The organism is Mesorhizobium sp. WSM4840 (assembly GCF_055811755.1).
In genome coordinates this window covers 61,849-83,436 of the sequence record NZ_JBVVQD010000024.1, presented here as the reverse complement: position 1 = coordinate 83,436, position 21,588 = coordinate 61,849, and the positions used below count along the sequence as shown (strand labels likewise).

The following is a 21,588-nucleotide window of genomic DNA, read 5'->3' as shown; positions in this document are numbered from 1 at the left end:
TCGACCAGTCCGAACCTGGCGCGAAGCAGCCTTTGACGCACCGTTTCGATCATGCCGCCTAACGCCGATCTCTGCTGGCCGATCTATCCTGCTTGCGACTTCTGCCATTGCACAAGCCACATCGGAGCAATAGATGGTGCGGAACGGCCGCCCTTTTATGTCAGGCGGAAAAACAGGAACATGGGCATGACCGATACGCTCGACTCAGCGAAATTGACCGACCGCGTCGCGGCCCTGGTCGAGGCTGCCAAACGGGCCGGCGCCGACGCCGCCGACGCGGTTGCGGTGCGCGGCCGCTCGACCGGCGTGTCGGTGCGGCTTGGCAAGGTCGAGGGTACCGAGGCGTCCGAGAGCGAGGATGTCTCGCTGCGCGTCTTCGTCGGCAAGCGGGTGGCGAGCGTCTCGGCAACCGCTGCCTCCGAGCCCAAAGCGCTAGCCGAGCGCGCCGTGGCGATGGCGAAAGTCTCGCCGGAAGATCCCTATCAGGGCCTCGCCGATCCGGCCTTGCTGGTCAAGAAGCCGCGCGACCTCGATCTGTTCGACGCGACGGAAGTCTCGGCCGACCAGTTGAAGGAAGCGGCGCTGGCGGCGGAAGCGGCGGCCCTTGCCGTCAAGGGCGTTACCAATTCGGCCGGCAGCGGCGCCAGCGCCGGGCTTGGCGGGCTGGTGCTCGCCACCTCGCACGGCTTTGTCGGCCACTATGTCGCCTCGCGTTTTTCGCGCTCGACCAGCGTCATCGCCGGCGAGGGCACCGGCATGGAGCGCGATTATGAATTCTCCTCGCGCCAGCATTTCTCCGATCTCGACGCACCCGAAGACATCGGCCGCAAGGCCGGCGAACGCGCTGCGCGGCGCATCGGAGCGCGCAAGGCGGCGACCGGGCCGGTCGACGTGGTGTTCGACCCGCGCGTCGCCCGCGGCATCGCCGGCCATCTCGCCGGCGCCATCAATGGCGCGTCGGTCGCGCGCAAGACCAGCTTTCTGCGCGACATGATGGGCAAGCAGGTGGCGGCCGCTGCGATCACCGTCACCGACGAGCCGCTCCGGCTCCGTGGCCAGGCGTCGCGGCCGTTCGACGGCGAAGGCATCGAGGGCGAAAAGCTGCTCATGGTCGAGAAGGGCGTTTTGAACCACTGGTTCCTGTCGACTTCGGCGGCGCGAGAATTGGGGCTGACCACCAACGGGCGCGGCTCGCGTAACGGCTCCTCCGTCTCGCCGTCATCGACCAATCTTGCCATCGAGCCGGGCGAGCGGACGCCCGAAGACCTCATCAAGTCGCTCAAATCAGGTTTTTACGTCACCGAAGTGTTCGGCCAGGGCGTCGACATGGTGACTGGCGAGTACAGTCGCGGCGCTTCCGGTTTTTGGATCGAGAACGGCGAGCTCGCCTATCCGGTTGCTGAAGTGACCATCGCCTCGAACCTGAAGACCATGTTCCTCAACATGGTTGCGGCGAGCGACCTCGATCGCAATTTCGGCACCGCCGCACCGACACTGCTGATCGAAGGCATGACCCTTGCCGGAGCTTGACCAGGTCACCTCCGCCGGGGCTCGCGAGGATCTGCCGCTGCTGCGCGAAGCTGCCCGCGAGGCGGGCGCCATCGCGATGCGCTATTTCGGCAACAATCCGCAAGTGTGGATGAAGGGCGGCACCTCGCCGGTGAGTGAGGCCGATCACGCCGCCGACGCCTATCTGCGCGAAATCTTGCTTGCAGCGCGGCCGGACTATGGCTGGCTGTCGGAGGAGACGGCCGACGATCCGGCAAGGCTTGCCGCCCGCCGCACCTTCGTCGTCGATCCGATAGACGGCACGCGCGGCTTCCTCGAAGGCCTGCGCTCCTGGTGCGTCAGCGTCGCGGTGGTCGAGGACGGCCGCACGCTTGCCGGCGTGCTCGAATGTCCCGCCACGGAGGAGACCTATTGGGCGCTGCCTGGTGAGGGGGCGTTCCTGAATGGCCGTCGCATTGCCGTGCGCCGCCCGGCAGCGATGGTCGAAATTGGCGGGCCGAAGCCGTTGATCGCTCTGATGCCGGCGGAATGGCAGGGCCGGCTGGGCCGCGTGCCCTATATTCCCTCGCTCGCCTACCGGCTGGCGATGGTCGCCAATGGCAGGCTCGATGCGACCTTTGTCAAACCCAATGCACATGACTGGGACATCGCCGCGGCGGATCTCATCCTGCGCGAGGCCGGCGGCGCATTGCTCGACCAGAAGGGCCGCGCACCGCGCTATGCCGGTGAAGTGATCCACCACGGCGCGCTGGTCGCCGGCAGCGGCGAACTGCTCGCCGTGCTCTCCGGCATCATCGCAGGGCTGGGCGGTTGAACATATCATCAATGGTTCCAAAGTCGGCGGCTTTGGTCTAGACCTGTCACAAACTCACGATATGTGAAGGACCGACATGACCGCGGAAGACGGAAAGAAGCAGCTTTTGCACCTGGTGTTCGGCGGCGAACTGAAGACGCTGGGCGGAACCGAATTCCGTGATCTCGACGCGCTCGATATCGTCGGCATCTATCCGGATTATCAATCCGCGCAAACGGCGTGGAAAGCCAAGGCCCAAGCCAGCGTCGACAATGCCCACATGCGTTATTTCGTCGTTCACCTGCACCGGTTGCTCGACCCCGACAACAAGGCTGCCGGTTGACATTGATGGATCATGAAGGCGTGAAAGGGCCGACCACGAGGTCCGCGGTCAGCGGCCGCCGCGGTGGCACCTCGAAGACATTCTGGCGCAAAATACGCGAACCGCTGGCGCAATCGCGATTCGTCAAGAACGCCATCGCCAGCCTGTTTGCGCAGTTCGTTCGCCTCGTCCGCCTGACCAACCGTGTTGTCGACGGATCGGCGCAGATGTCGGGCGGCGCCTACTCGGAGTTCGAACCCGGCATCATAGCCCTGTGGCACGGCCAGCACCTTCTGACTCCGGCCTACTATCCCAGGGGACGGCCGCTGGTCGCCATGGTATCGCGTAGTGCCGATGCCGAGCTCAACGCACTGATGATCGAGAAATTCGGCATCCAGGCGGTGCGCGGCTCGGGCGGACGCGAAAGCTCGAAGCGTCGCGACAAGGGCGGCGCCAAAGCGCTGATTGCCCTGAAAAAGTCACTCGCCACCGGCAAGAACGTCGCCATGATCGCTGACATTCCGCATGGCACGCCGCGCGACGCGGGACTTGGCATCGTTCTCCTGGCGCGGCTTTCGGGCCGGCCGATCCTGCCCGCCGCCATCGCCACCAGCCGCCGCAAGGTGCTGGAGCGCAGCTGGGACAAGACCACGATCAACCTGCCGTTCGGCCGCGCCTCGATCGTCCTGGGGACGCCGGTGTTCGTTCCGGCCAATGCCGATGAGGCCGAAATGGAACGCAAGCGCCAGGAGGTCACGGCCGCGCTCAACGCCGCGACCGCCGAGGCCTACCGCCTCGTGGATGGCTCGAAATGAGCGAGCGCTGGGCGCGCACCTTCCTGACGGCGTATCGTTTCGCAGGCGCAGCCGCCTACCCGCTGATCGGGCCCTATGTCGCCTGGCGCACCTCCAGGGGCAAGGAAGACCGAATTCGCCGGCGCGAGCGCTATGGCATCGCCGGGCGCGAGCGCCCCGACGGGCCGGTGATCTGGATCCATGCGGCGAGCGTCGGCGAGACGATCGCCGTCGTGCCGCTGGTCGAGAGCATTCTCGACTACGGCGTCAACATCGTGCTGACGACGGGGACTGTCACCTCCGCTCAGGTTGCCGACGAACGGCTCGGCGACCGCATCATCCACCAATATGTGCCGCTCGACCTCAAGCCGGCGGTCAGCCGCTTCCTCGACCATTGGCGGCCGGACCTGGCGATCATCGCCGAATCGGAAATCTGGCCGATGACCATCCTGGAGCTCGGCGCGCGCCGTGTGCCGCAGGTGCTGGTCAATGGCAGGCTATCCGACCGTTCGTTCAAATCCTGGAAGAAGCGCGCCAACATCGCCGAGGCGCTGTTCGAGAATCTCGCTCATGTCGTCGCCCAGTCGGATGTCGACGGCGAGCGCTTCCTCTCGCTCGGCGCCCGGCCGGTCACCGTATCCGGCAATCTCAAGGTCGACACCATGCCGCCGCCGGCCGATGAAAGGGCGCTGTACACGCTGAAGCGCCAGCTCGGCGCCCGCCCGACTTGGGCGGCGATCTCGACCCATGACGGCGAGGAGGTGGTCGCTGCCGAGGTTCACGCGATGCTGCACAAGCGTCACCACGGTCTTTTGACGATCGTCGTGCCGCGCCATCCCGATCGCGCCGAAGCGCTGGCCGCGCAGATTTCCGGCATGGGGCTGAAAGTCGCGCGGCGCAGCAAGGGCGACCGGATCACCGTCGATACGGACATTCTGCTCGGCGACACGATGGGCGAGATGGGGCTTTATCTCCGGCTGACAGAGATCGCCTTCGTTGGCCGTTCGCTCACCTCGGAGGGCGGCCAGAACCCGCTGGAGCCGGCCATGCTCGACACGGCGGTGCTGGCCGGCCGCAATGTCCAGAATTTTCGCGAGACCTATCAGCGCCTGCTCGACAGCGGCGGCGCCAAGCTGGTGCGCGACCGCGACATGCTGGCCGGCGCCGTCAATTTCCTGTTGAGCAACGAGGTGGCCCGCCATGAGATGATGGCGGCCGGCGCGGCGACCGTCGACGAGATGCGCGGCGCGCTGGCGGTCACCTTGAAGTCGCTCGAACCTTACATTCAGCCGTTGGTCGTCAAGTCGCGCCTCAAGGGCGCCAACGGCCGCTAAGATGGCCAGCGAAGCGCCCCCCTTCTGGTGGGAAGAACCGGACTGGCGGGCGCTGGCGCTGGCGCCGCTGTCGGCGATCTATGCGCTCGTTGCCGGCCGCCGCATGCGCTCGGCGGCGCGCGAGAAGATCGAGGCGCCGGTGCTGTGCGTCGGCAACTTCACCGTCGGCGGCACCGGCAAGACGCCGGTGGCGATCGCGCTGGCCGGACAGGCCAGGCGCATGCAGCTCAACCCCGGTTTCCTGTCGCGCGGCCATGGCGGCTCCTTCGCGCAGCCGCATGTCGTCGATCCGCATCATGACGCCGCCAAGCATGTCGGCGACGAGCCGCTGCTTTTGGCCGAACACGCGCCGGTCGCGGTGACGCCGAACCGAGCCGCCGGCGCGCGCCTTCTGCTGGAAAAGCATGGCTGTGATTTCCTGATCATGGATGACGGCTTTCAGAGCGCACGCATCCACATCGATTACGCGCTGGTCGTCGTCGACGCGCGCTACGGCCTCGGCAACGGCCGCGTCATTCCTGGCGGTCCGCTCAGGGCTGGCATCGTCGACCAACTGGTTTTCACCAGCGCGCTGCTGAAGATGGGCGAGGGCCTTGCTGCCGATGCGGTCGTCCGCCAGGCGGCGCGTGCCGGCCGGCCGATCTTCGAGGCGCGTACACGGCCAAGCAGCAAGGCGGGGCTGGCCGGCAAGCGATTTCTCGCCTTTGCCGGCATCGGCCATCCCGAGAAATTCTTCGACACGGTCCGTGAGGCCGGCGGCGAGGTTGCGCTGACCCGGTCGTTTCCGGACCATCATTTTTATGGCGAGGACGAGCTTGCCGAACTGGCAACGACAGCGCGAGGTGCCGGACTTGGGCTGATCACCACCGCCAAGGACGCCGCCCGGCTGCGCCATGATGCCGCGTCCGCCAATTTCCTCGGACAGCTCGATGTGCTGGAGATCGACACCGTGTTCGATCCCGACCACGTGCCTGAACGCATCATCGACGAGACGCTGGATGCCTGGCGGCAGCGCAAGCTGCAGGGGTGAATCAGAGAACCTTCGAGCGCCGCGGCGGTCGGGTCGAACTTTTGCGGAGATGCCGGCGAAGGATCGCTATAGATCGGGTCTCATTCTGCGTAACCGGTTTAGCGCCGGCTGCGCATTTCGGGATGTGCCTCGATCTCGCGGCGCAGCGAGGCCGCGGCACTCACATAGGGCTCCTGCCTGGCGACGCTCCAGTATTTGAGCTCATCGAGCGGGATGCTTTCGCCGGTGACCGCGCAGCGCACGAAGGCGCCGGGGCTGGTCACCTGGAAGTCGCCGTCCAGGTAGCGGATACGGGCTTCCTTGCCGCCGGGGCCTTCGAAGCGGTTCATCATGACATGGAGCCGAGGTTCATGACGATGTCATCGCCACAAAATGCCGGCAAGGTCAAGCTTGGAGCGTGACAAGATTGGCTTTGGTCGGCTCTGTTTCAGACGACAACCAGCCGAGCAAGCCGGCAAAGTGGATGTCCGGCATCCTACTGCTCGGCTACGATGAACTCCTCGATCTTTTCCGCCGCCAGCCCGGCGTGGGCCGCGATGCGCCGGGCAAGCTCGGCGGCGGCAGCGCGCGGTCGCCCTGCAGGGCGGTCGAGCCAGTAGGATATCGGGCTGAGAACGATGCGGTCGTCCACAGCGACGATGCGGCCTGACTTCAGTTGATGCTCGATCATCGGCGGCCGCGCCAGCGCGATGCCGAGACCATGGGCTGCGGCGTCGAGCACCAGATTGTAGTCCTCGAAGCGGCGGTCCTGCGGACGCGGGCGATAGTCCATGTCCTGGGCGGCAAACCAGGCGCGCCAGGCCGAGGCGTCGGAATCGTTGATCAGCGGGAATTTGAGCAGCCGGGCAGGGTCGCCACGGCCGATCTCGCGGGCGAGGTCCGGCGAGGCGACCGGAAACACATGTTCTTCGAAAAGCTGCACCGAGACGCGGCCGGGAATGCGGCCGCGTCCGCAGCGGATCGACAGATCGATGCCGTCATCGGCAAGGTCAGCCTGACGGATGTCGACATCGAGTACGATGCGCAGCCTGGACGGATTGTTTTCCAGCGCCGCCATGCGCGGCATCAGCCACAGCCCGCTGACCGAAGGGATCGAGGTCAGCCGCACCACGGCGGTGCCGCGCGGTTCGACCCAGCGGTCCGAATTGCTGGATATCAGCGCGAAGGCCTCAGTGGTGCGCAGATGCAGGCGGTTGCCTTCGATCGTCAGCGACACCCCACGCGCGCCGCGATCGAACACTTTCAGCCCGAGCCAGTCCTCGAGCTTGGCGATCTGCCGGCTGACGGCGCCATGGGTGATGTTGAGTTTTTCGGCAGCCGCCGAAAAGCTGCCCGTCCGCGCTGCGGCGTCGAAGGCGCGCAGGGTTTCGAGCGGCAGTATTGCGTCCGAGCTGTGATCCATAGTCACAGCTGACCCTCGATTTGGTCGTTTGTCAACCGATCAGGAAAGGCGTTTCGTGTGTTTGAGGACATGAAACGTGGGAATAATGAAATGAACGCCTGTACCGGCACGTTGAATAGGACACAGCGGATAGATACCACGGCGGCCATTGCGGTGGCGTTGACAGTGGTCGGCTGGGCCTCCGCCTTTCCGGCGATCCGTGCCGGCCTCGTCGCTTTCGGGCCGCTGGAACTCGGCGCGCTGCGCTTCGCCATCGCGGCGGTACCGGCGGCGATCTTCCTCGCCGTCAAGCGGCCGGCGCTGCCGCGGCTCGATGAATTGTGGCGCTTCGGGTTCGGCGGCGCCGTCTTCGTTGCGCTGTACACGGTAATGCTCAATTTCGGCGAACTGACCGTTTCGGCTGGTGCTGCCGGCTTCATCATCAACGTCAGCCCGATCTTCACCGCGATCATGGCGATGGCGCTGCTCGGCGAATGCTTCTCAGGCCTGGCCTGGGCTGGCACGTTCCTGTCCTTCGCCGGCATCGGCATCATCGCCATGGGCGAAGGGCAGGGGCTTCACTTCGACAATGGTGCGCTGCTGGTCCTCGGCTCGGCGCTGTGCTCGGCCGTCAACACCATCGTGCAAAAGCCGTTGTTTGCCAGCCATCATCCGCTGACCATTTCGGCCTCGAACATGGTGCTCGGCGCGCTCTGCCTGCTGCCTTTCCTGCCGAGCGGCCTGGCGCAGGCGGCGGTTGCCGACAACGCCGGTCTCGGCGCTGTCATCTTTCTCGGCATCGTGCCGAGCCTCATCGCCTACGCCGCCTGGGCGACGGCGCTTTCGCGGCTGCCGGCGGCGCGCGCCTCGAACTTCCTCTATCTGGTTTCGCCTGTGGCGACGCTGATCGGCTTCTTCTGGCTGGGCGAGGTGCCGACGCTGCTCGGCATTCTCGGTGGCGCACTGGCGCTGGGCGGCGTGATCGTGGTGAATTTGAAGAGGTAAATCAGAGGGTGGGCCGTCTCTTGGCTCGAAAAGAGCCGCTGTATAGCGGCTCTTTTCGGACCCCTGCTCCGCAGCGACCCTCCCCACAAGGGGAGGGTAAGCTCCTCGCGAGACGTCCGCGGCCAAGCTCCCTACCTCCCCCTTGTGGGGAGGTCGGACCGAAGGTCCGGGTGGGGGTCTGCGCCCTGCGCCTCCTTACCGCCTGCCAAATAGCCGCTCGATATCAGCAAGCTTGAGCTCGATATAGGTCGGGCGGCCGTGGTTGCAGGTGCCGGACCCCGGCGTCGCTTCCATCTGGCGCAGCAGTGCGTTCATCTCCTCGGGTTTGAGTAGGCGGCCGGAACGCACCGAGCCGTGGCAGGCCATGGTCGCGGCTATCCTGTCCAGCCGCTCTTTCAGCGTGTCGACCGTGTCGTTGTCGGCGATCTCGTCGGCAAGGTCGCGCACCAGCTGCTGGACATTGGTTTCGCCGAGCATCGACGGCGTCTCGCGCACGGCGACAGCACCCGGGCCGAAACGCTCTATGCCGAGGCCGAAGCGGGCCAGCGTTTCGGAATGCAAGGCAAGCCGCTCGGCATCCTCTTCCGGCAGATCGACGATCTCGGGCAAAAGCAGCATCTGCGACGGCACGGCGCGCGCATGCAGCGCGTTCTTCAGCGCCTCGTAGACCAGCCGCTCATGCGCCGCATGCTGGTCGACGATGACCAGCGAATCCCTGGTCTGCGCGACAATGTAGTTCTCATGCACCTGCGCGCGTGCGGCACCCAGCGCCATGCCGAGCAGCGCATCCGCCGCCTCAGTCTGTCCGGCACGCGCGTCGGCGCTGTGAAGCGGTCCGGCGTCGAACGCCACCTGATCGTTTTCGCCGAAGCCGCGGTTTCCTGGTTCCTCAAATCCCCCGCCTTCCAAGCCCATGTCCAGCGGCCGCTGCGGCGAGCGGGCCGGATCGAAACCGGCGAAGCCGGAGGCACGGTAGGCGGCCTCATAGCTGCGATGGCCGTTGGCTGGACCGGCATGGGCATAGGACGCTGCGCCCGGCCGGAACGCCGCCATCATGCCGGCCGCCCCTGATGTGGCGGCACGGATGCCGGCATTGGCCAGCGCCTCGCGGATGGCGCCGACGATCAGTCCGCGCACCAGCCCCGGATCGCGGAAGCGGACATCGGCCTTGGCCGGATGGACATTAACGTCGACGATGGCCGGATCGAGCGTCAGGAACAGCACCGTCACCGCATGGCGATCGCGCGGCAGCACGTCGGCGAAGGCGCCGCGGATGGCGCCGGCGATCAATTTGTCGCGCACCGGCCGGCCGTTGACATAGGCGTATTGCTGCAGCGCATTGGCGCGGCTGAAGGACGGGATCGAGACGTGGCCGGCGAGATGCACACCGTCACGCACGGCGTCGATAGCGATGGCATTGGCCGGAAAGTCGGCGCCCATCACTTGCGCAACGCGGCGCAGCCGGCCTTCCGCACTGTCGTCGGTCGCCGGCAGTTCCAGCGTCGAGCGGTCGGAACCGGCCAGCGTGAAGCGCACGGCGGGGAAGGCGATGGCGATGCGCTTGATCACGTCGCTGGTCGCCGAGCTTTCGGCGCGCTCGCCCTTCATGAATTTGAGCCGCGCCGGCGTGGCGAAGAACAGGTCGCGCACCTCGACCGTTGTGCCGCGATTGGCGGCCGCCGGCTTGACGGCAGATACGCGGCCGCCTTCGATGCCGATCTCGGCGGCGCTGTCGCCGTTGGCCGTGCGCGAGCGGATCGACAGCCGCGCCACCGAGCCGATCGACGGCAGCGCCTCGCCGCGAAAGCCGAGCGAGCGGATGTCGTGGATGTTGTCGGCGAGCTTCGAGGTGCAGTGGCGCGCGATCGCCAGCGCCAGTTCCTTCTCCGGGATGCCCGAGCCGTCATCGGTGACGCGGATCAGGTTGAGCCCGCCGCCGGCGGTGACGATCTCTATTCTGGCAGCGCCGGCGTCGAGTGCGTTCTCGACCAGTTCCTTGACCACGCTTGCCGGACGCTCGATGACTTCGCCGGCGGCGATCTGGTTGATCATCGTTTCGGAAAGCTGGCGGATGGGCATAGGGGTACTATACGCGGATTCGTCGCCCATGCGGGAGGGGCGAATTCAGGAATCCGCGCCGCTCACCGTGCTCCTGCATTTCACGTCATCAGCCTGGGCAGTGCCGCTGCCAGCGCGTCGACGGCAAGACGGACTTTCATCGGCAGATGAGGCGTCTGCAACCACAGCGCATGGGCGTCGTAAAGAAATCCCGGCTGGTCAGATAACAGCGGGACAAGTGCGCCGGCCTGAATGCGCTCACGGACCAGCCAGTATGGCAGCCAGGCAAGCCCCATGCCGGCTGCCGCAGCATCGGCAATCGCAGCGAGGTCGTCGAACCGCAACCGGCTGACAGGCATGACTTCCAGCGCAGGCTGGCCGCTGCGTGGAAACAGCCATGGCTGAACGGCACGCCCGGAACGGCGGTAGATGATCGCGTGATGGCTGCCGAGGTCATCTATCTCCTGCGGCTGGCCGTGCCTGTCGAGATAGGATGGCGACGCGCAGACGACCATGCGCTGGCGCGCGACGCGACGCGCCATCACGCCGGCCTGATCCTCCAGATTGCCGGTCCGGATGGCAAGATCGCAGCCATCCTCTGCAAGATCGGCGATGGGATCGCTGAACGACAGGTCGAGTTCCAGAGCGGGATATCGCTGCGCAAGCTCCAGCAGGATCGGGGCAACGCAGCGCCGGCCGAAGTGCACGGGCATGATGACGCGCAGCTTTCCGCGTGGTTCGGAAAGTTGATCGGCCGCGAGTGCATCCGCAGCTTCGGCTTCAGCGAGTACCATCCGGCAGCGCTCATAGTAGGCGCGCCCGAAGTCGGTCAGGCTCTGGCGGCGTGTGGTCCGGTTGATGAGGCGCACGCCCAGACGCTCCTCGAGAAACCGGACATGCTTGCCGACCATCGGTCCGGACAGGTCGAGAGCGGCAGCAGCCGCCGCGAACGAGCCCAGATCGACGGTTTTGACGAACACGGCCATGCTCGTAAGGCGATCCATATTCAAAACTCCCAGTTTCTACTGTCTTGCCCAAGCAACCATTTATCTGCCGGATGGCCGCTGGCATAGCGTATTCGGTTCAAATATTTTGGAGTTATGACCGCATGGCACGTGTTGTTCGCTTTCATGAGCATGGTGGTCCCGAGGTTTTGCGCATCGAGAATCTCGATATTCCCGCGCTCGGTCCGGGCGAGATTCAGATCTGGGTCAAGGCATTGGGTCTCAACCGGGCCGAGGCGCTGCTGCGTTCGGGCACCTATATCCAGACGCCGCCGTTGCCTTCCGGTCTTGGCCTTGAGGCAGCGGGTGTCGTCGAAGCGGTCGGCGAAGCCGTGCACGGTTTTGCGCTAGGTGACGCCGTCAGCGTCGTGCCGCCATTATCGATGGCCCGCTGGCCCGCCTATGGTGAGATTGCCACATATCCCGCCGAGCTCGTGGTCAAACATCCGCCATCGCTCAGCTGGGAAGAGGCGGCAGCCGTCTGGATGCAATATCTCACCGCCTATGGCGCACTGATCGACATTGCCAAGCTCAGCAGAGACGACTTTGTCGTCATTACCGCGGCATCGAGCAGTGTCGGACTTGCCGCGATCCAGATTGCCAACATCGTTGGTGCGACCGCGATCGCGGTCACGCGGACATCTGCCAAGAGAGAGGCCCTGCTCAAGTTCGGCGCGGCCCATGTCGTCGCTTCAGCGGACGAAGATCTGGAAGCCCGGCTGAAGGAAATCGCCAGTCCGGACAACATCCGAGTGGTGTTCGACGCGGTCGGCGGCCCGATTTTCGCGCCTCTGACGGCGGCGATGGCACGAGGTGGCATTCTTATCGAATATGGCGGCTTGAGCCCCGAGCCGACGCCGCTCCCGTTGTTCGCCGTGCTGGCCAAGACGCTGACGCTGCGCGGCTATCTCGTCCACGAGATCACTGGCGATCCGGTGAAGTTGGAAGCTGCCAAGGCGTTCATCCTCGACGGATTGATGTCAGGTTCGCTAAAGCCGGCAATCGCCAAAACCTTTCCATTCGAGCAGATCGTCGAAGCGCATCGCTTTCTCGAGTCGAACGAGCAATTCGGCAAGATCGTCGTGACGGTTGATTGAGCATTAATGGGAGCCTCATGCTTGCGCGGCCAGCCAGTCCCGCACCTTGCGAGCATTGTCGCTGAGCTCCCGGTTTCTCGACCAGATGACATGAAAGCCCTTGCCGGTCGTCATTGTGTGGTCGGTGACGCGCACGAGCAGTCCCGACGCCAGCAGGCGCTCGGCGAGGTGACCCCAGCCGAGCGCAATGCCTTGCCCTTCCATCACCGCCTGGATCACCAAGGCATAATCATTGATGCGCAAGCCGCGCCCGGCATCGGTGATGTTGACCCCGGCCGAGGCGAACCACTCGTCCCAACTCGCGGCCTCGCGAAACGGTTCTTCGAGATGGATGAGCCGGTGTGATGGAAGATCCTCGACGGTTTCCGGCAGCCCGAACCGTGCCACATAGCTCACGCCGGCGACGGGGAATATCTCCTCGTCGGCCAGTGGCAGTGAATGATAGTCCGGCCATTCCCGGGGCTCGCCACCGCGCACAGCGAGCGGGATGCCCTCGGCGATGATGTCGAGATCGCGGTCGGCGGTCTGGATGCGCAGGTCAATACCCGGCAGTTCGTCGCGGAACTGCTGCAGGCGCGGCATCATCCAGAAGGAGCCGAAAGCGGTCGATGCGGCAAGCGTCACATGGCCGCCGGTCGCCTGTAGGCGCAAATCCTCCGCCGATTTGCGGATGTGCGACAGGCCAAGCGAGACGTCGGCGTGAAAGCGGTCACCGGCTTCGGTCAGGCTGACCTGACGATGCCGGCGCTGGAAGAGTTTCGCGCCGAGCTGCTCTTCAAGCCCCCGGATCGCATAAGACACGGCAGCCTGCGTCATGCCAAGCTCTCGCCCGGCGGCGGTAAAACTCGACAGCCGCCCGGCGGCTTCGAAAACGATCAGGCTGCCGGCGGACGGCAGCAGGTGGCGCAGGCTTCGCATAAGCTGAACTTATACAAGAGATCAGGATTTTCCAGCGTCACAGCTGTATTTTGTCTCGCTAAGTTGACTGGCTCTGGGAGGATGGAGTTTCCATGAACGCACCGGCCGCTGAAGTGACCGAACACGCCAACCGCCGAAGTGGCGGCCGCCTGGGGCGCAAGGCGCTGCGGGGAACTCCCATGGCGTCGTTTCCGACCCTGGTCCGTAAGATCCCGGTATATCAGATGGTGCCGGACGAGGCGGTGGAACTGATCCACCAGGAGTCGCTCTCCATCCTCGAAGAGGTGGGATGCGAGTTCCGCGACGACGAGGCCATTGCAATGTGGAAGGCGGCGGGAGCCGATGTCTCGGACACAAGAGTCCGGATCGACCGTGCCCTCCTGATGGAGCTCGTATCGAAGGTCCCGTCGGAGTTTACGCTCAACGCGAGGAATCCACAGCGTTCGGTGCGCGTGGGCGGAAACAACTCCATCTTCGTGCCGATGTACGGGGCGCCTTACGTGCGCGACCTCGACAACGTCAGGCGCTATGGCACGCTCGCCGACCTGCAGAATTTCCACAAGCTCGCCTACCTGGCCCCGGCGCTGCATTCGTCGAGCTCGATCATCTGCGAGCCGATGGAAATCCCGGTCCCGAAGCGTCACCTCCACATCATCCATTCAGCGCTGAAGCATTCCGACAAGCCGTTCATGGGCATCGTGACGTCCAAGGATCGAGCCGAAGACACGATGGCGATGGCAGGCATCGTTTTCGGCGAGGACTATGTCCGTGACAACCCTGTCCTGGTGGCGATCACCAACTGCAATTCGCCGCTCGTGTGGGATGCCACCATGTTGGACGCGATGAAGATCTATGCGCGCCACAACCAGCCACTGATCCTTGCGCCCTTCGCTCTCTGCGGCGCCTCGACTTCCGCCTCTGCCGTGGGAGCGGTCGCTCAGGTCAATGCGGAAGCGCTGGCGGGCGTCGCGTTCACACAGCTGCTGCGTCCGGGTTCGCCGCAGATCTACGGACAGTTCATGGTCACGGTGGACATGAAGACCGGTGCACCCATGGGCGGCACGCCTGAGGCGGCCCAGATGATGTATCTGATGGGGGCGCTGGCGCGGAAATACCGGCTGCCGTGGCGCACGTCGGGCTTCCATGTCGGATCGAAGCTGAATGACGCCCAGGCGGGCTACGAGGCGAACATGCTGATGCATGCCGCCATCCTTGCCGGCGCCAACTACATCTGGCACTCCGCCGGTTGGCTTGAGGCCGGCCTGACCTGCGGCTATTCAAAATTCGCGACGGACTGCGAACAGCTTGTTGGCTGGTACAAATATGCTGGTGGCCTTCCGTTCGACGATTTCAAGGAAGCGATGGCGGCGATCCGCGAGGTGGGGCCGCAGGGCCACTTCCTCGGCACCCAGCACACGCTTGAACATTTCGAGTCCGCCTTCTTCATGCCGAGCATCATGGACTTCAATTCGTACGAACAGTGGAAGGCCGAAGGGGCAAAGGACCACGACACGCGCGGCCGCGAGAAAGCGCGCAACATGCTGGCGGACTATGAGGAGCCGAAGCTCGATGAGGGCATCGCCGATGGTCTCGAAGATTTGATCGCGCTGCGCGAGGAGAAGCTGCCCGACAGCGTTAGTTAATAGGACAGGCGAAGACCTGACGGGAACCAGACGGGAGGAAAAAATGGCACTCTTCAGAAGCAGCGGTGATCGCGTGCCGAATGCGATCGAGGCGATGGCGGCAGAGACGCGTGCAGGTCGGATGGACCGGCGCGAGTTTCTGGCGCTGGCGAGCGCCTTCGGGGCATCGACTGCGCTTGCCTACGGTATGATCGGCCTTGCGGTGCCGGAACGGGCGTTGGCCGAAGAGCCGAAGAAAGGCGGAACGCTGCACGTGTCGATGTCGGTGAAGGCGCAGAAGGATCCGCGCACTTACGACTGGGTGGAGATGGCAAACATCACCCGCACCTGGCTCGAACCGCTTGTCCGCTATACACGCGAATTCACATTCGAGCCGGTCCTGCTCGAGAGCTGGGACGTCAACGACGACGCCACCGAATATGTGCTGCATGTGCGCAAGGGCATCACCTGGAACAATGGCGACGCTTTCAACGCCGATGATGTCGTCTACAATCTGACACGCTGGTGCGAGAAGGATGCCGCCGGCAATTCAATGGCCGCGCGCGTCGGTGCGCTGATCGACACAAAGACCGGCAAGGCCAGGGAGGGAGCGATCACCAAGGTCGACGACAATACGGTCAAGCTGAAGCTGAACGAACCGGACATTTCGCTGATCCCGAACTTCACCGACTATCCGGCGCTCGTCGTCCATCGCAAATTCGACGCCGACGGCGCCGATCCGATCGCCAAGCCGATTGGCACCGGGCCTTTCGAACTTGTGTCTTATTCCGTCGGCGAGAAAGCGGTCGTCAAGCGTCGTGAGAATGGCAAGTGGTGGGGCGGTGAAGCGCCGCTCGACAGTGTCGAATTCATCGACTACGGCACCGACTTCAATGCTTCGGTGAATGCCTTCGAATCGGGCGAAATCGACGTCAATTTCGAGACACCCGCCGACTTCATCGACATCCTCGACCAGATGGATCTGGTGAAATCGGAGGTCGCGACAGCGACGACGCTCGTTGCCCGGACCAACATCACGCACAAACCTTATGACGACCAAAAGGTCCGCAACGCGCTGCAGATGGCCGTCGACAACAATGCGGTGCTCGAACTTGGCTACGCCGGGCGGGGCACCCCAGGTGAAAACCACCACGTCAGCCCGATCCATCCGGAATATTTTCCGCTGCCTAAGAAGACACGCGACGCGGCGGGCGCCAAGGCGCTGATGGCCGAGGCCGGACAGGCCGACTTCGAGCATGAACTGATCACCGTCGAGGACGATTGGCAAAGGAACACCGGCGACGCGATTGCCGGGCAGCTGCGCGATGCCGGGATCAAGGTGAAGCGCACGGTGCTGCCGGGGTCGACCTTCTGGAACGACTGGACGAAATATCCCTATTCCATGACCATCTGGTACATGCGCCCGCTCGGCGTTCAGGTGTTGGCGCTCGGCTATCGCACCGGCGAGGCCTGGAATGAGACGGCGTATTCGAATCCCGATTTCGACGCCAAGCTCAAGCAGGCTCTCTCGCTGATCGACGTGGAGAAGCGCCGCGAGGTCATGAAGGACGTCGAGCAGATCCTGCAGGATTCGGGCGTCATCATTCAGCCGTTCTGGCAGAAGCTGTACAGCCACATGAACAAGAAGGTGAAGAATTACGCTGTCCACCAGACTTTCGAGATGGATCTCCAGAACGTCTGGCTGGACGCCTGAATTAACGCCCAAGGGCGCCTGAGTTGACGCCCAAAGGGATTTCATAGGCTGCAAAAAAGCCGGGATGCAGGATTCGTGGTATTGAACGGTTCCCACCACGAAAGCCTGGAGATTATCGGATGAGACTGACTGTGCTTGCCGCCGCCCTCTCGATCGCAGCGCCTGCGGCCGCCCTGGCCGGGCCGGCATCCAACGCGGTGAAGTTCTTCTACATGCCCGAGGTCAAGTTCGAGGCCGACGCGAAATACCGCGACCGTTTCACCGAGCCGGTGACCAAGCTGTTCGACCTCAACGACCAGGCGCAGAAGAACAAGCCGGATGAGGTGCCTTGCATCGATTTCGCCCCCGGTCTCGACGCGCAGGACTATGACGAGAAGACAGTCGCCAAGACGCTGAAGCTGTCTGAAGCGGTGGATGGCGACAGCGCCAGCGTGACGGTGACCTTCAAGCTTTTCCCGGAAGGCGAGGATTCCAAACGCGAAATGGTCTGGTCGCTGAAGAAGATCGACGGCAAATGGAAGATCGCCGACATTACCTCGAAGAGCAGCGGCTGGACGCTGAGTGCGCTCGAATGCCTGGCCGGTCAGACTCCGGAGTGATGCCATGGCCCGCGCCCTGGCGACTGTGTGCCTGCTGGCGGCGGGGTTGAGCAGCACCGCCGCTCAAGGCCTGATCGGCGCGCCGCCCGCAAATGCGCCGGCCGCGTCCCTGCCGACTGATGGGGCCCCGGCCGCCCCGGTGCAGCCGGGCTCGCCAACGGCGGTGGTGAAACCGTTCTACGAGCATGTCGGGCTTGAGCTCGATCCGGCAGAGCGTAGTCACTTCGCCGATCCCGCGAAGTCGGTGCTCGACAAGAGCGATGCGCTGCGGAAATCAGGGCAGGGCGAGTGTCTCGATCCCAACATGGCGCTCGACAATGCGGCGTATGACAGGGCCGAGATCGACAAGAGCCTGAAGACCATTGAAGCGGTCAAGGGCGACGAAGCCAAGGTCGTCGTCGCCTTCGTCGTCGCTGGCAATCCGCACCGGCTGGAGTGGAAATTCAGGAAGGTCGACGGCGATTGGAAGATCACGGACCTTCTGTCGGTGACCGGCGAATGGGCGCTCAGTCAGTATCAGTGCGAGTGAGAACCGATGAAGATCACCAACATCCGCGTTACCCATGTCAACGTTCCGCTAGATGCCCCCTTCTGGTGGACGGCTGGTCTCTATAGCGGCGCCTCAAAATCGATCATCGAGGTCGAGACGGACGAAGGCGTGGTCGGACTGGGCGAGGCGCCGTGGTGGCATTTCGGCGAGGTGATCAAGGCCGAGATCGCGCCGGCGCTGATCGGCGCCGATCCGCTCGACATCGCCGACTGCGAGGCGCGCTGCGTGCCGCCCTGGCAGATCACCGCCAACACCGGCGAGAATGCCGCCTCGGTGGCGTTCGGCGCCGTCGAACTGGCGCTGTGGGACATCAGAGGCAAGGTCTTCGGCATGCCGCTCTACAAAGTCCTCGGCGGCGCCGTGCGCAAGGACATTCCGTTTTCGGAATATTTCTCGTTTCGCGCCGCGCAGGGCGGAACGGGTGGCGAGATGACGTCCGAAGCGATCGTCGAGTACTGCCTGAAGATGCGCGAGGAGCATGGCTCGACCATCTTCGAGGGCAAGCTGATCATGGGCGATCCCGAACTCGAGATCAGGACCGTGCGCATGCTGCGCGAGGCGCTTGGCGACAAGGCGCAGATCAGACTCGATTCCAACATGCAGTGGTCGCTGACCACCGCGCGCTGGGTGCTGCGCGAAATCGAGCCGTTCAACATCCGCAATTACGAGGATCCGGTCGCGACCTTCGAGGAAATGGCGGCGCTGCGCCAGCATTCGCGCATTCCGTTCTCCACGCATATCCCGGATCTCAGACGGGCGGTCGCGCTCGGCGCGCCGGATTACTTCGTCTGCAATTTTGCAGCCCTCGGCGGCTTGTCGAAAACCCTGAAATTCATCGCCGCCTGCGAAGCGATGGGCAAGGGGTTTTGGTGCTACTCGAACGATCTCGGCATCATGACATCGGCCTATCTGCATGTCGTGGCGGCGACGCCGTGGATTACCGAAGCATCGCAATCGCTGTTTCGCTGGCAGATCGGTGACGTCATCAAGGACGGTCCTTTCCGGCAGACCGGCAACACGGCGCGTGTGCCGGAGGGCAACGGACTTGGCGTCGAACTTGACCCCGCTGCAATGAAGCGCTGGGCGGGGCACTTCGCCGAACACGGGCCGATGGGCCATTTCAGCGACCCGAACAATCCCGGACGCTACCGGCGGCTGCCGCTCAACTGATGCAACGTGCGTTCCTTAGAAACTCAGGCTCACCCGCGCCCGCGATAGGGCGCAACACCGGTGTCGGGCAGCCATGCGCCTTCCGGCGGCGCGCCGGTCTGCCAGAACACGTCGATCGGAATGCCGCCGCGCGGATACCAATAGCCGCCTATGCGCAACCACAGTGGTTTGGTCGCGGCGATGATGCGGCGGCCGATCATGACGGTGCACTCTTCATGGAAGGCGCCATGGTTGCGAAACGAGGTCATGAACAGCTTCAGCGACTTCGATTCCACCAGCAGCGTGTCGGGTGCATAGTCGATTACGATATGGGCGAAGTCCGGCTGGCCGGTGACCGGACAGAGCGAGGTGAATTCCGGGCAGGTGAAGCGAACGATGGCCGGCGGCCCGTCGCCGCGCGAAAACGGCACGGTTTCCAGGACTGCCGCTTCAGGGCTCTGTGGCGCCTCGACGTTGGTGCCGAGCTGGGTAAGGTTTTTCGTATCGGTCATGGGCGGGTTCCTTACTGCATGTCGCCCAAAAGCCTGCCCACGGGCCTGACCCGCGCGGTTTTGGGATACGACATGCGCAAAACAAAAATTTGCCGCTCATTAGCACAATTTGAAACAGGAAGACGATGACCACTAACGATCCGCTTCTCCAGCCCTATCAGCTCAAACATTTGACGCTGAAGAACCGGGTCATGTCGACCAGTCACGAGCCGGCCTATTCCGAGGACGGCATGCCGAAGGAGCGCTACCGGCTCTACCACGCCGAAAAGGCCAAAGGCGGCATGGCGCTGACCATGACAGCCGGCTCGGCGATCGTCTCGCGCGACAGCCCGGCCGCATTCGGCAATCTGCATGTCTATGACGACCGCATCGTGCCCTGGCTCACCGAACTCGCCGATGCCTGCCACGAGCATGACTGCAAGGTGATGATCCAGATCACCCATCTCGGCCGCCGCACTGGCTGGAACAAGGCCGACTGGCTGCCGGTGCTGTCCGCGTCGCCGGTGCGCGAACCGGCGCATCGCGCCTTCCCGAAGACGATCGAGGACTGGGACATCGAGCGCATCGTCGCCGACTATGCCGCCGCCGCCCAGCGCTGCCAGGCCGCCGGCCTCGACGGCATCGAGTTCGAGGCCTATGGCCACCTGATGGACGGTTTCTGGTCGCCGGCCACCAACCAGCGCGACGACGATTTCGGCGGCACGCTCGACAACCGCTTGCGCTTCACCGGCATGGTGCTCGATGCGGTGCGGGCGGCGGTCGGCCAAAAGTTCGTCGTCGGTATTCGCATGGTCGCCGACGAGGATTTCGAAAAAGGCCTTTCGAAACAGGAAGGCGTGGAGATCGCCAGGAGGCTGGCCGGCTCCGGCAAGGTCGACTTCCTCAACATCATCCGCGGCTCGATCGAAACCGATGCCGCGCTGACCAAGGTCATCCCGGTGACCGGCATGCGCTCGTCGCCGCATCTCGACTTCGCCGGCGAGGTGAGGGCGGCGACGAAATTCCCGACCTTCCATGCGGCGCGGATTGCCGATGTCGCCACCGCGCGTCACGCCATCGCCACCGGCAAGCTCGACATGGTCGGCATGACCCGCGCCCACATGGCCGATCCGCATATCATCCGGAAGGTGATGGAGGGCCGCGAGCACGAAATCCGCCCTTGCGTCGGCGCCACTTACTGCCTCGACCGCATCTATGAGGGCGGCGAGGCGCTGTGCATCCACAATGCGGCAACCGGCCGCGAGGCTGATATTCCGCACATCATCTCGAGAACCGAGGGACCGAAGCGAAACGTGGTCGTTGTCGGCGCTGGGGCCGGCGGTCTGGAGGCGGCGCGTGTCGCGGCCGAGCGCGGTCACAAGGTGACGGTGCTGGAAGCGTCGAGCCAGGCCGGCGGGCAGGTGCGGCTGGCGACGCAAAACCCGCGCCGCAAGGAGTTGATCGGCATTATCGACTGGCGGCTGGCCGAACTCGGCCGGCTCGGCGTCGATATCCGCTATGACATCTGGGCGGAGAAGGACGATGTTCTGGCGCTGTCGCCCGACGTGGTGGTTGTCGCCACCGGCGGCCTGCCGCAGAACCCGCCGCTGGTGGCGGGCGACAATCTCGTCACTTCGAGCTGGGAGATCATGGCCGGCAGCATCAAGCCGGCCGAACACGTGCTGCTCTATGACGACAATGGCGGCCATCAGGGCATGGGTGCGGCCGAATTGATCGCCAATAGCGGTGCAAAGCTTGAGCTGGTTTCGCCCGAACGCTTCTTCGCCCCGGAAATGGGCGGCATGAACCACGTGCCCTATATGCGCGCCTTCCAGGAAAAGGGCGTCACCATCACCATCAACACGCGGCTGCGTTCGGTGCGGCGCGAGGGCAATCAACTGGTTGCGGAGCTCAGCTCCGACTTCGCTGACGGCTGGCGCGGCGAGCGGCGGGTCGATCAGGTGGTGGTCGAGCACGGCACGCTGCCGCTCGATGATCTCTATCTCGCACTGAAACCGCTGTCGAAGAACGGCGGCGCGGTCGATTACGAGCGGCTGGTCAATGGCGGCGACATTTTTCCGGCGCGCAATCCGCAAGGCGGTTTCGTGCTTTTCCGCATCGGCGATGCGGTAGCCTCTCGCAACATCCACGCAGCAGTCTATGACGGCATCAGGTTCGGATTGCGGATCTGAAGATCACTTCGGATTGATTGGTGGCG

The 21,588-nt window shown here is 64.2% G+C and carries 20 protein-coding genes; 14 read left to right on the top strand and 6 right to left on the bottom strand.

The genetic code is table 11. From position 1 onward, the window contains the following. Nucleotides 1-186 precede the first annotated feature (186 nt). From AC0L3I_RS26740 to lpxK, 6 genes are all read left to right on the top strand, one after another. Nucleotides 187-1,530, top strand: a complete 1,344-nt coding sequence (locus AC0L3I_RS26740; RefSeq protein ID WP_473528826.1) for a TldD/PmbA family protein — start codon at nt 187-189, stop codon at nt 1,528-1,530. Then, complete coding sequence (locus AC0L3I_RS26735) at nt 1,517-2,323, top strand: 3'(2'),5'-bisphosphate nucleotidase CysQ (RefSeq protein ID WP_473528825.1); 807 nt, start codon at nt 1,517-1,519, stop codon at nt 2,321-2,323. Before AC0L3I_RS26740 ends, AC0L3I_RS26735 begins: the two co-directional genes overlap by 14 nt. Before the next feature lie 76 nt (nt 2,324-2,399). Next, nucleotides 2,400-2,645, top strand: a complete 246-nt coding sequence (locus tag AC0L3I_RS26730; RefSeq protein WP_029354097.1) for a DUF4170 domain-containing protein — start codon at nt 2,400-2,402, stop codon at nt 2,643-2,645. Between the two features lie 5 nt (nt 2,646-2,650). Beyond that, nucleotides 2,651-3,439: a lysophospholipid acyltransferase family protein gene (locus AC0L3I_RS26725; protein WP_473528824.1), complete on the top strand. Its 789-nt coding sequence runs from the start codon at nt 2,651-2,653 to the stop codon at nt 3,437-3,439. Next, nucleotides 3,436-4,752: a lipid IV(A) 3-deoxy-D-manno-octulosonic acid transferase gene (gene waaA, locus AC0L3I_RS26720; protein WP_473528823.1), complete on the top strand. Its 1,317-nt coding sequence runs from the start codon at nt 3,436-3,438 to the stop codon at nt 4,750-4,752. Before AC0L3I_RS26725 ends, waaA begins: the two co-directional genes overlap by 4 nt. 1 nt (nt 4,753) lies before the next feature. Continuing rightward, entirely contained in the window at nt 4,754-5,782 is a 1,029-nt protein-coding gene (gene lpxK / locus AC0L3I_RS26715) for a tetraacyldisaccharide 4'-kinase (protein ID WP_473528822.1), read from the top strand. Between the two features lie 98 nt (nt 5,783-5,880). Here lpxK and AC0L3I_RS26710 read toward each other — a convergent pair whose 3' ends face one another. Together AC0L3I_RS26710 and AC0L3I_RS26705 are read right to left on the bottom strand one after the other, a co-directional pair. Beyond that, nucleotides 5,881-6,114, bottom strand: coding sequence for a DUF2093 domain-containing protein (locus AC0L3I_RS26710; protein WP_095496171.1), 234 nt, complete (start codon nt 6,112-6,114; stop codon nt 5,881-5,883). Nucleotides 6,115-6,257: 143 nt separating this feature from the next. Next, the gene (locus AC0L3I_RS26705; RefSeq protein WP_473528821.1) at nt 6,258-7,184 is read right to left on the bottom strand and encodes a LysR substrate-binding domain-containing protein; all 927 of its coding nucleotides are present in this window, start codon (nt 7,182-7,184) and stop codon (nt 6,258-6,260) included. A gap of 90 nt (nt 7,185-7,274) precedes the next feature. Here AC0L3I_RS26705 and AC0L3I_RS26700 point away from each other — a divergent pair, with 90 nt between their 5' ends. Further along, complete coding sequence (locus tag AC0L3I_RS26700; protein WP_473528820.1) at nt 7,275-8,168, top strand: DMT family transporter; 894 nt, start codon at nt 7,275-7,277, stop codon at nt 8,166-8,168. A gap of 195 nt (nt 8,169-8,363) precedes the next feature. Here the strand turns inward: AC0L3I_RS26700 and mutL are convergent, their stop codons facing one another. Next, nucleotides 8,364-10,247 (bottom strand): DNA mismatch repair endonuclease MutL, encoded by a 1,884-nt coding sequence (mutL, locus tag AC0L3I_RS26695; protein WP_473528819.1) that lies wholly within the window; start codon nt 10,245-10,247, stop codon nt 8,364-8,366. 80 nt (nt 10,248-10,327) lie between these two features. Beyond that, nucleotides 10,328-11,230 carry a LysR family transcriptional regulator gene (locus AC0L3I_RS26690; RefSeq protein WP_473528818.1) on the bottom strand — a complete coding sequence of 301 codons (903 nt, stop codon included), beginning with the start codon at nt 11,228-11,230 and terminating at the stop codon, nt 10,328-10,330. A gap of 104 nt (nt 11,231-11,334) precedes the next feature. On the opposite strand from AC0L3I_RS26690, the gene AC0L3I_RS26685 reads away from it, so the two are divergent. Next, nucleotides 11,335-12,327, top strand: a complete 993-nt coding sequence (locus tag AC0L3I_RS26685; RefSeq protein ID WP_473489313.1) for a zinc-dependent alcohol dehydrogenase family protein — start codon at nt 11,335-11,337, stop codon at nt 12,325-12,327. A gap of 15 nt (nt 12,328-12,342) precedes the next feature. Here AC0L3I_RS26685 and AC0L3I_RS26680 read toward each other — a convergent pair whose 3' ends face one another. Then, nucleotides 12,343-13,245, bottom strand: a complete 903-nt coding sequence (locus AC0L3I_RS26680) for a LysR substrate-binding domain-containing protein (RefSeq protein ID WP_473489314.1) — start codon at nt 13,243-13,245, stop codon at nt 12,343-12,345. A gap of 92 nt (nt 13,246-13,337) precedes the next feature. On the opposite strand from AC0L3I_RS26680, the gene AC0L3I_RS26675 reads away from it, so the two are divergent. The 5 genes from AC0L3I_RS26675 (at nt 13,338) to AC0L3I_RS26655 (ending at nt 18,900) form a co-directional block, all read left to right on the top strand. Then, nucleotides 13,338-14,888, top strand: a complete 1,551-nt coding sequence (locus AC0L3I_RS26675) for a trimethylamine methyltransferase family protein (RefSeq protein ID WP_473528817.1) — start codon at nt 13,338-13,340, stop codon at nt 14,886-14,888. A gap of 43 nt (nt 14,889-14,931) precedes the next feature. Then, nucleotides 14,932-16,581: an ABC transporter substrate-binding protein gene (locus AC0L3I_RS26670; RefSeq protein WP_473528816.1), complete on the top strand. Its 1,650-nt coding sequence runs from the start codon at nt 14,932-14,934 to the stop codon at nt 16,579-16,581. Nucleotides 16,582-16,700: 119 nt separating this feature from the next. Continuing rightward, on the top strand, nt 16,701-17,180 hold the full coding sequence (locus AC0L3I_RS26665; protein WP_473528815.1) for a DUF3828 domain-containing protein: 480 nt from the start codon (nt 16,701-16,703) through the stop codon (nt 17,178-17,180). A 4-nt stretch (nt 17,181-17,184) separates the two neighbouring features. Continuing rightward, nucleotides 17,185-17,709, top strand: a complete 525-nt coding sequence (locus AC0L3I_RS26660; RefSeq protein ID WP_473528814.1) for a hypothetical protein — start codon at nt 17,185-17,187, stop codon at nt 17,707-17,709. A gap of 6 nt (nt 17,710-17,715) precedes the next feature. Then, the gene (locus AC0L3I_RS26655) at nt 17,716-18,900 is read left to right on the top strand and encodes a mandelate racemase/muconate lactonizing enzyme family protein (protein WP_473528813.1); all 1,185 of its coding nucleotides are present in this window, start codon (nt 17,716-17,718) and stop codon (nt 18,898-18,900) included. Between the two features lie 29 nt (nt 18,901-18,929). Here the strand turns inward: AC0L3I_RS26655 and queF are convergent, their stop codons facing one another. Further along, on the bottom strand, nt 18,930-19,391 hold the full coding sequence (queF, locus tag AC0L3I_RS26650; protein ID WP_123151602.1) for a preQ(1) synthase: 462 nt from the start codon (nt 19,389-19,391) through the stop codon (nt 18,930-18,932). A gap of 125 nt (nt 19,392-19,516) precedes the next feature. Here queF and AC0L3I_RS26645 point away from each other — a divergent pair, with 125 nt between their 5' ends. Then, a complete protein-coding gene (locus AC0L3I_RS26645) occupies nt 19,517-21,562 on the top strand; it encodes an oxidoreductase (protein WP_473528812.1) in 2,046 nt (681 codons plus the stop codon). Nucleotides 21,563-21,588: the final 26 nt, after the last annotated feature.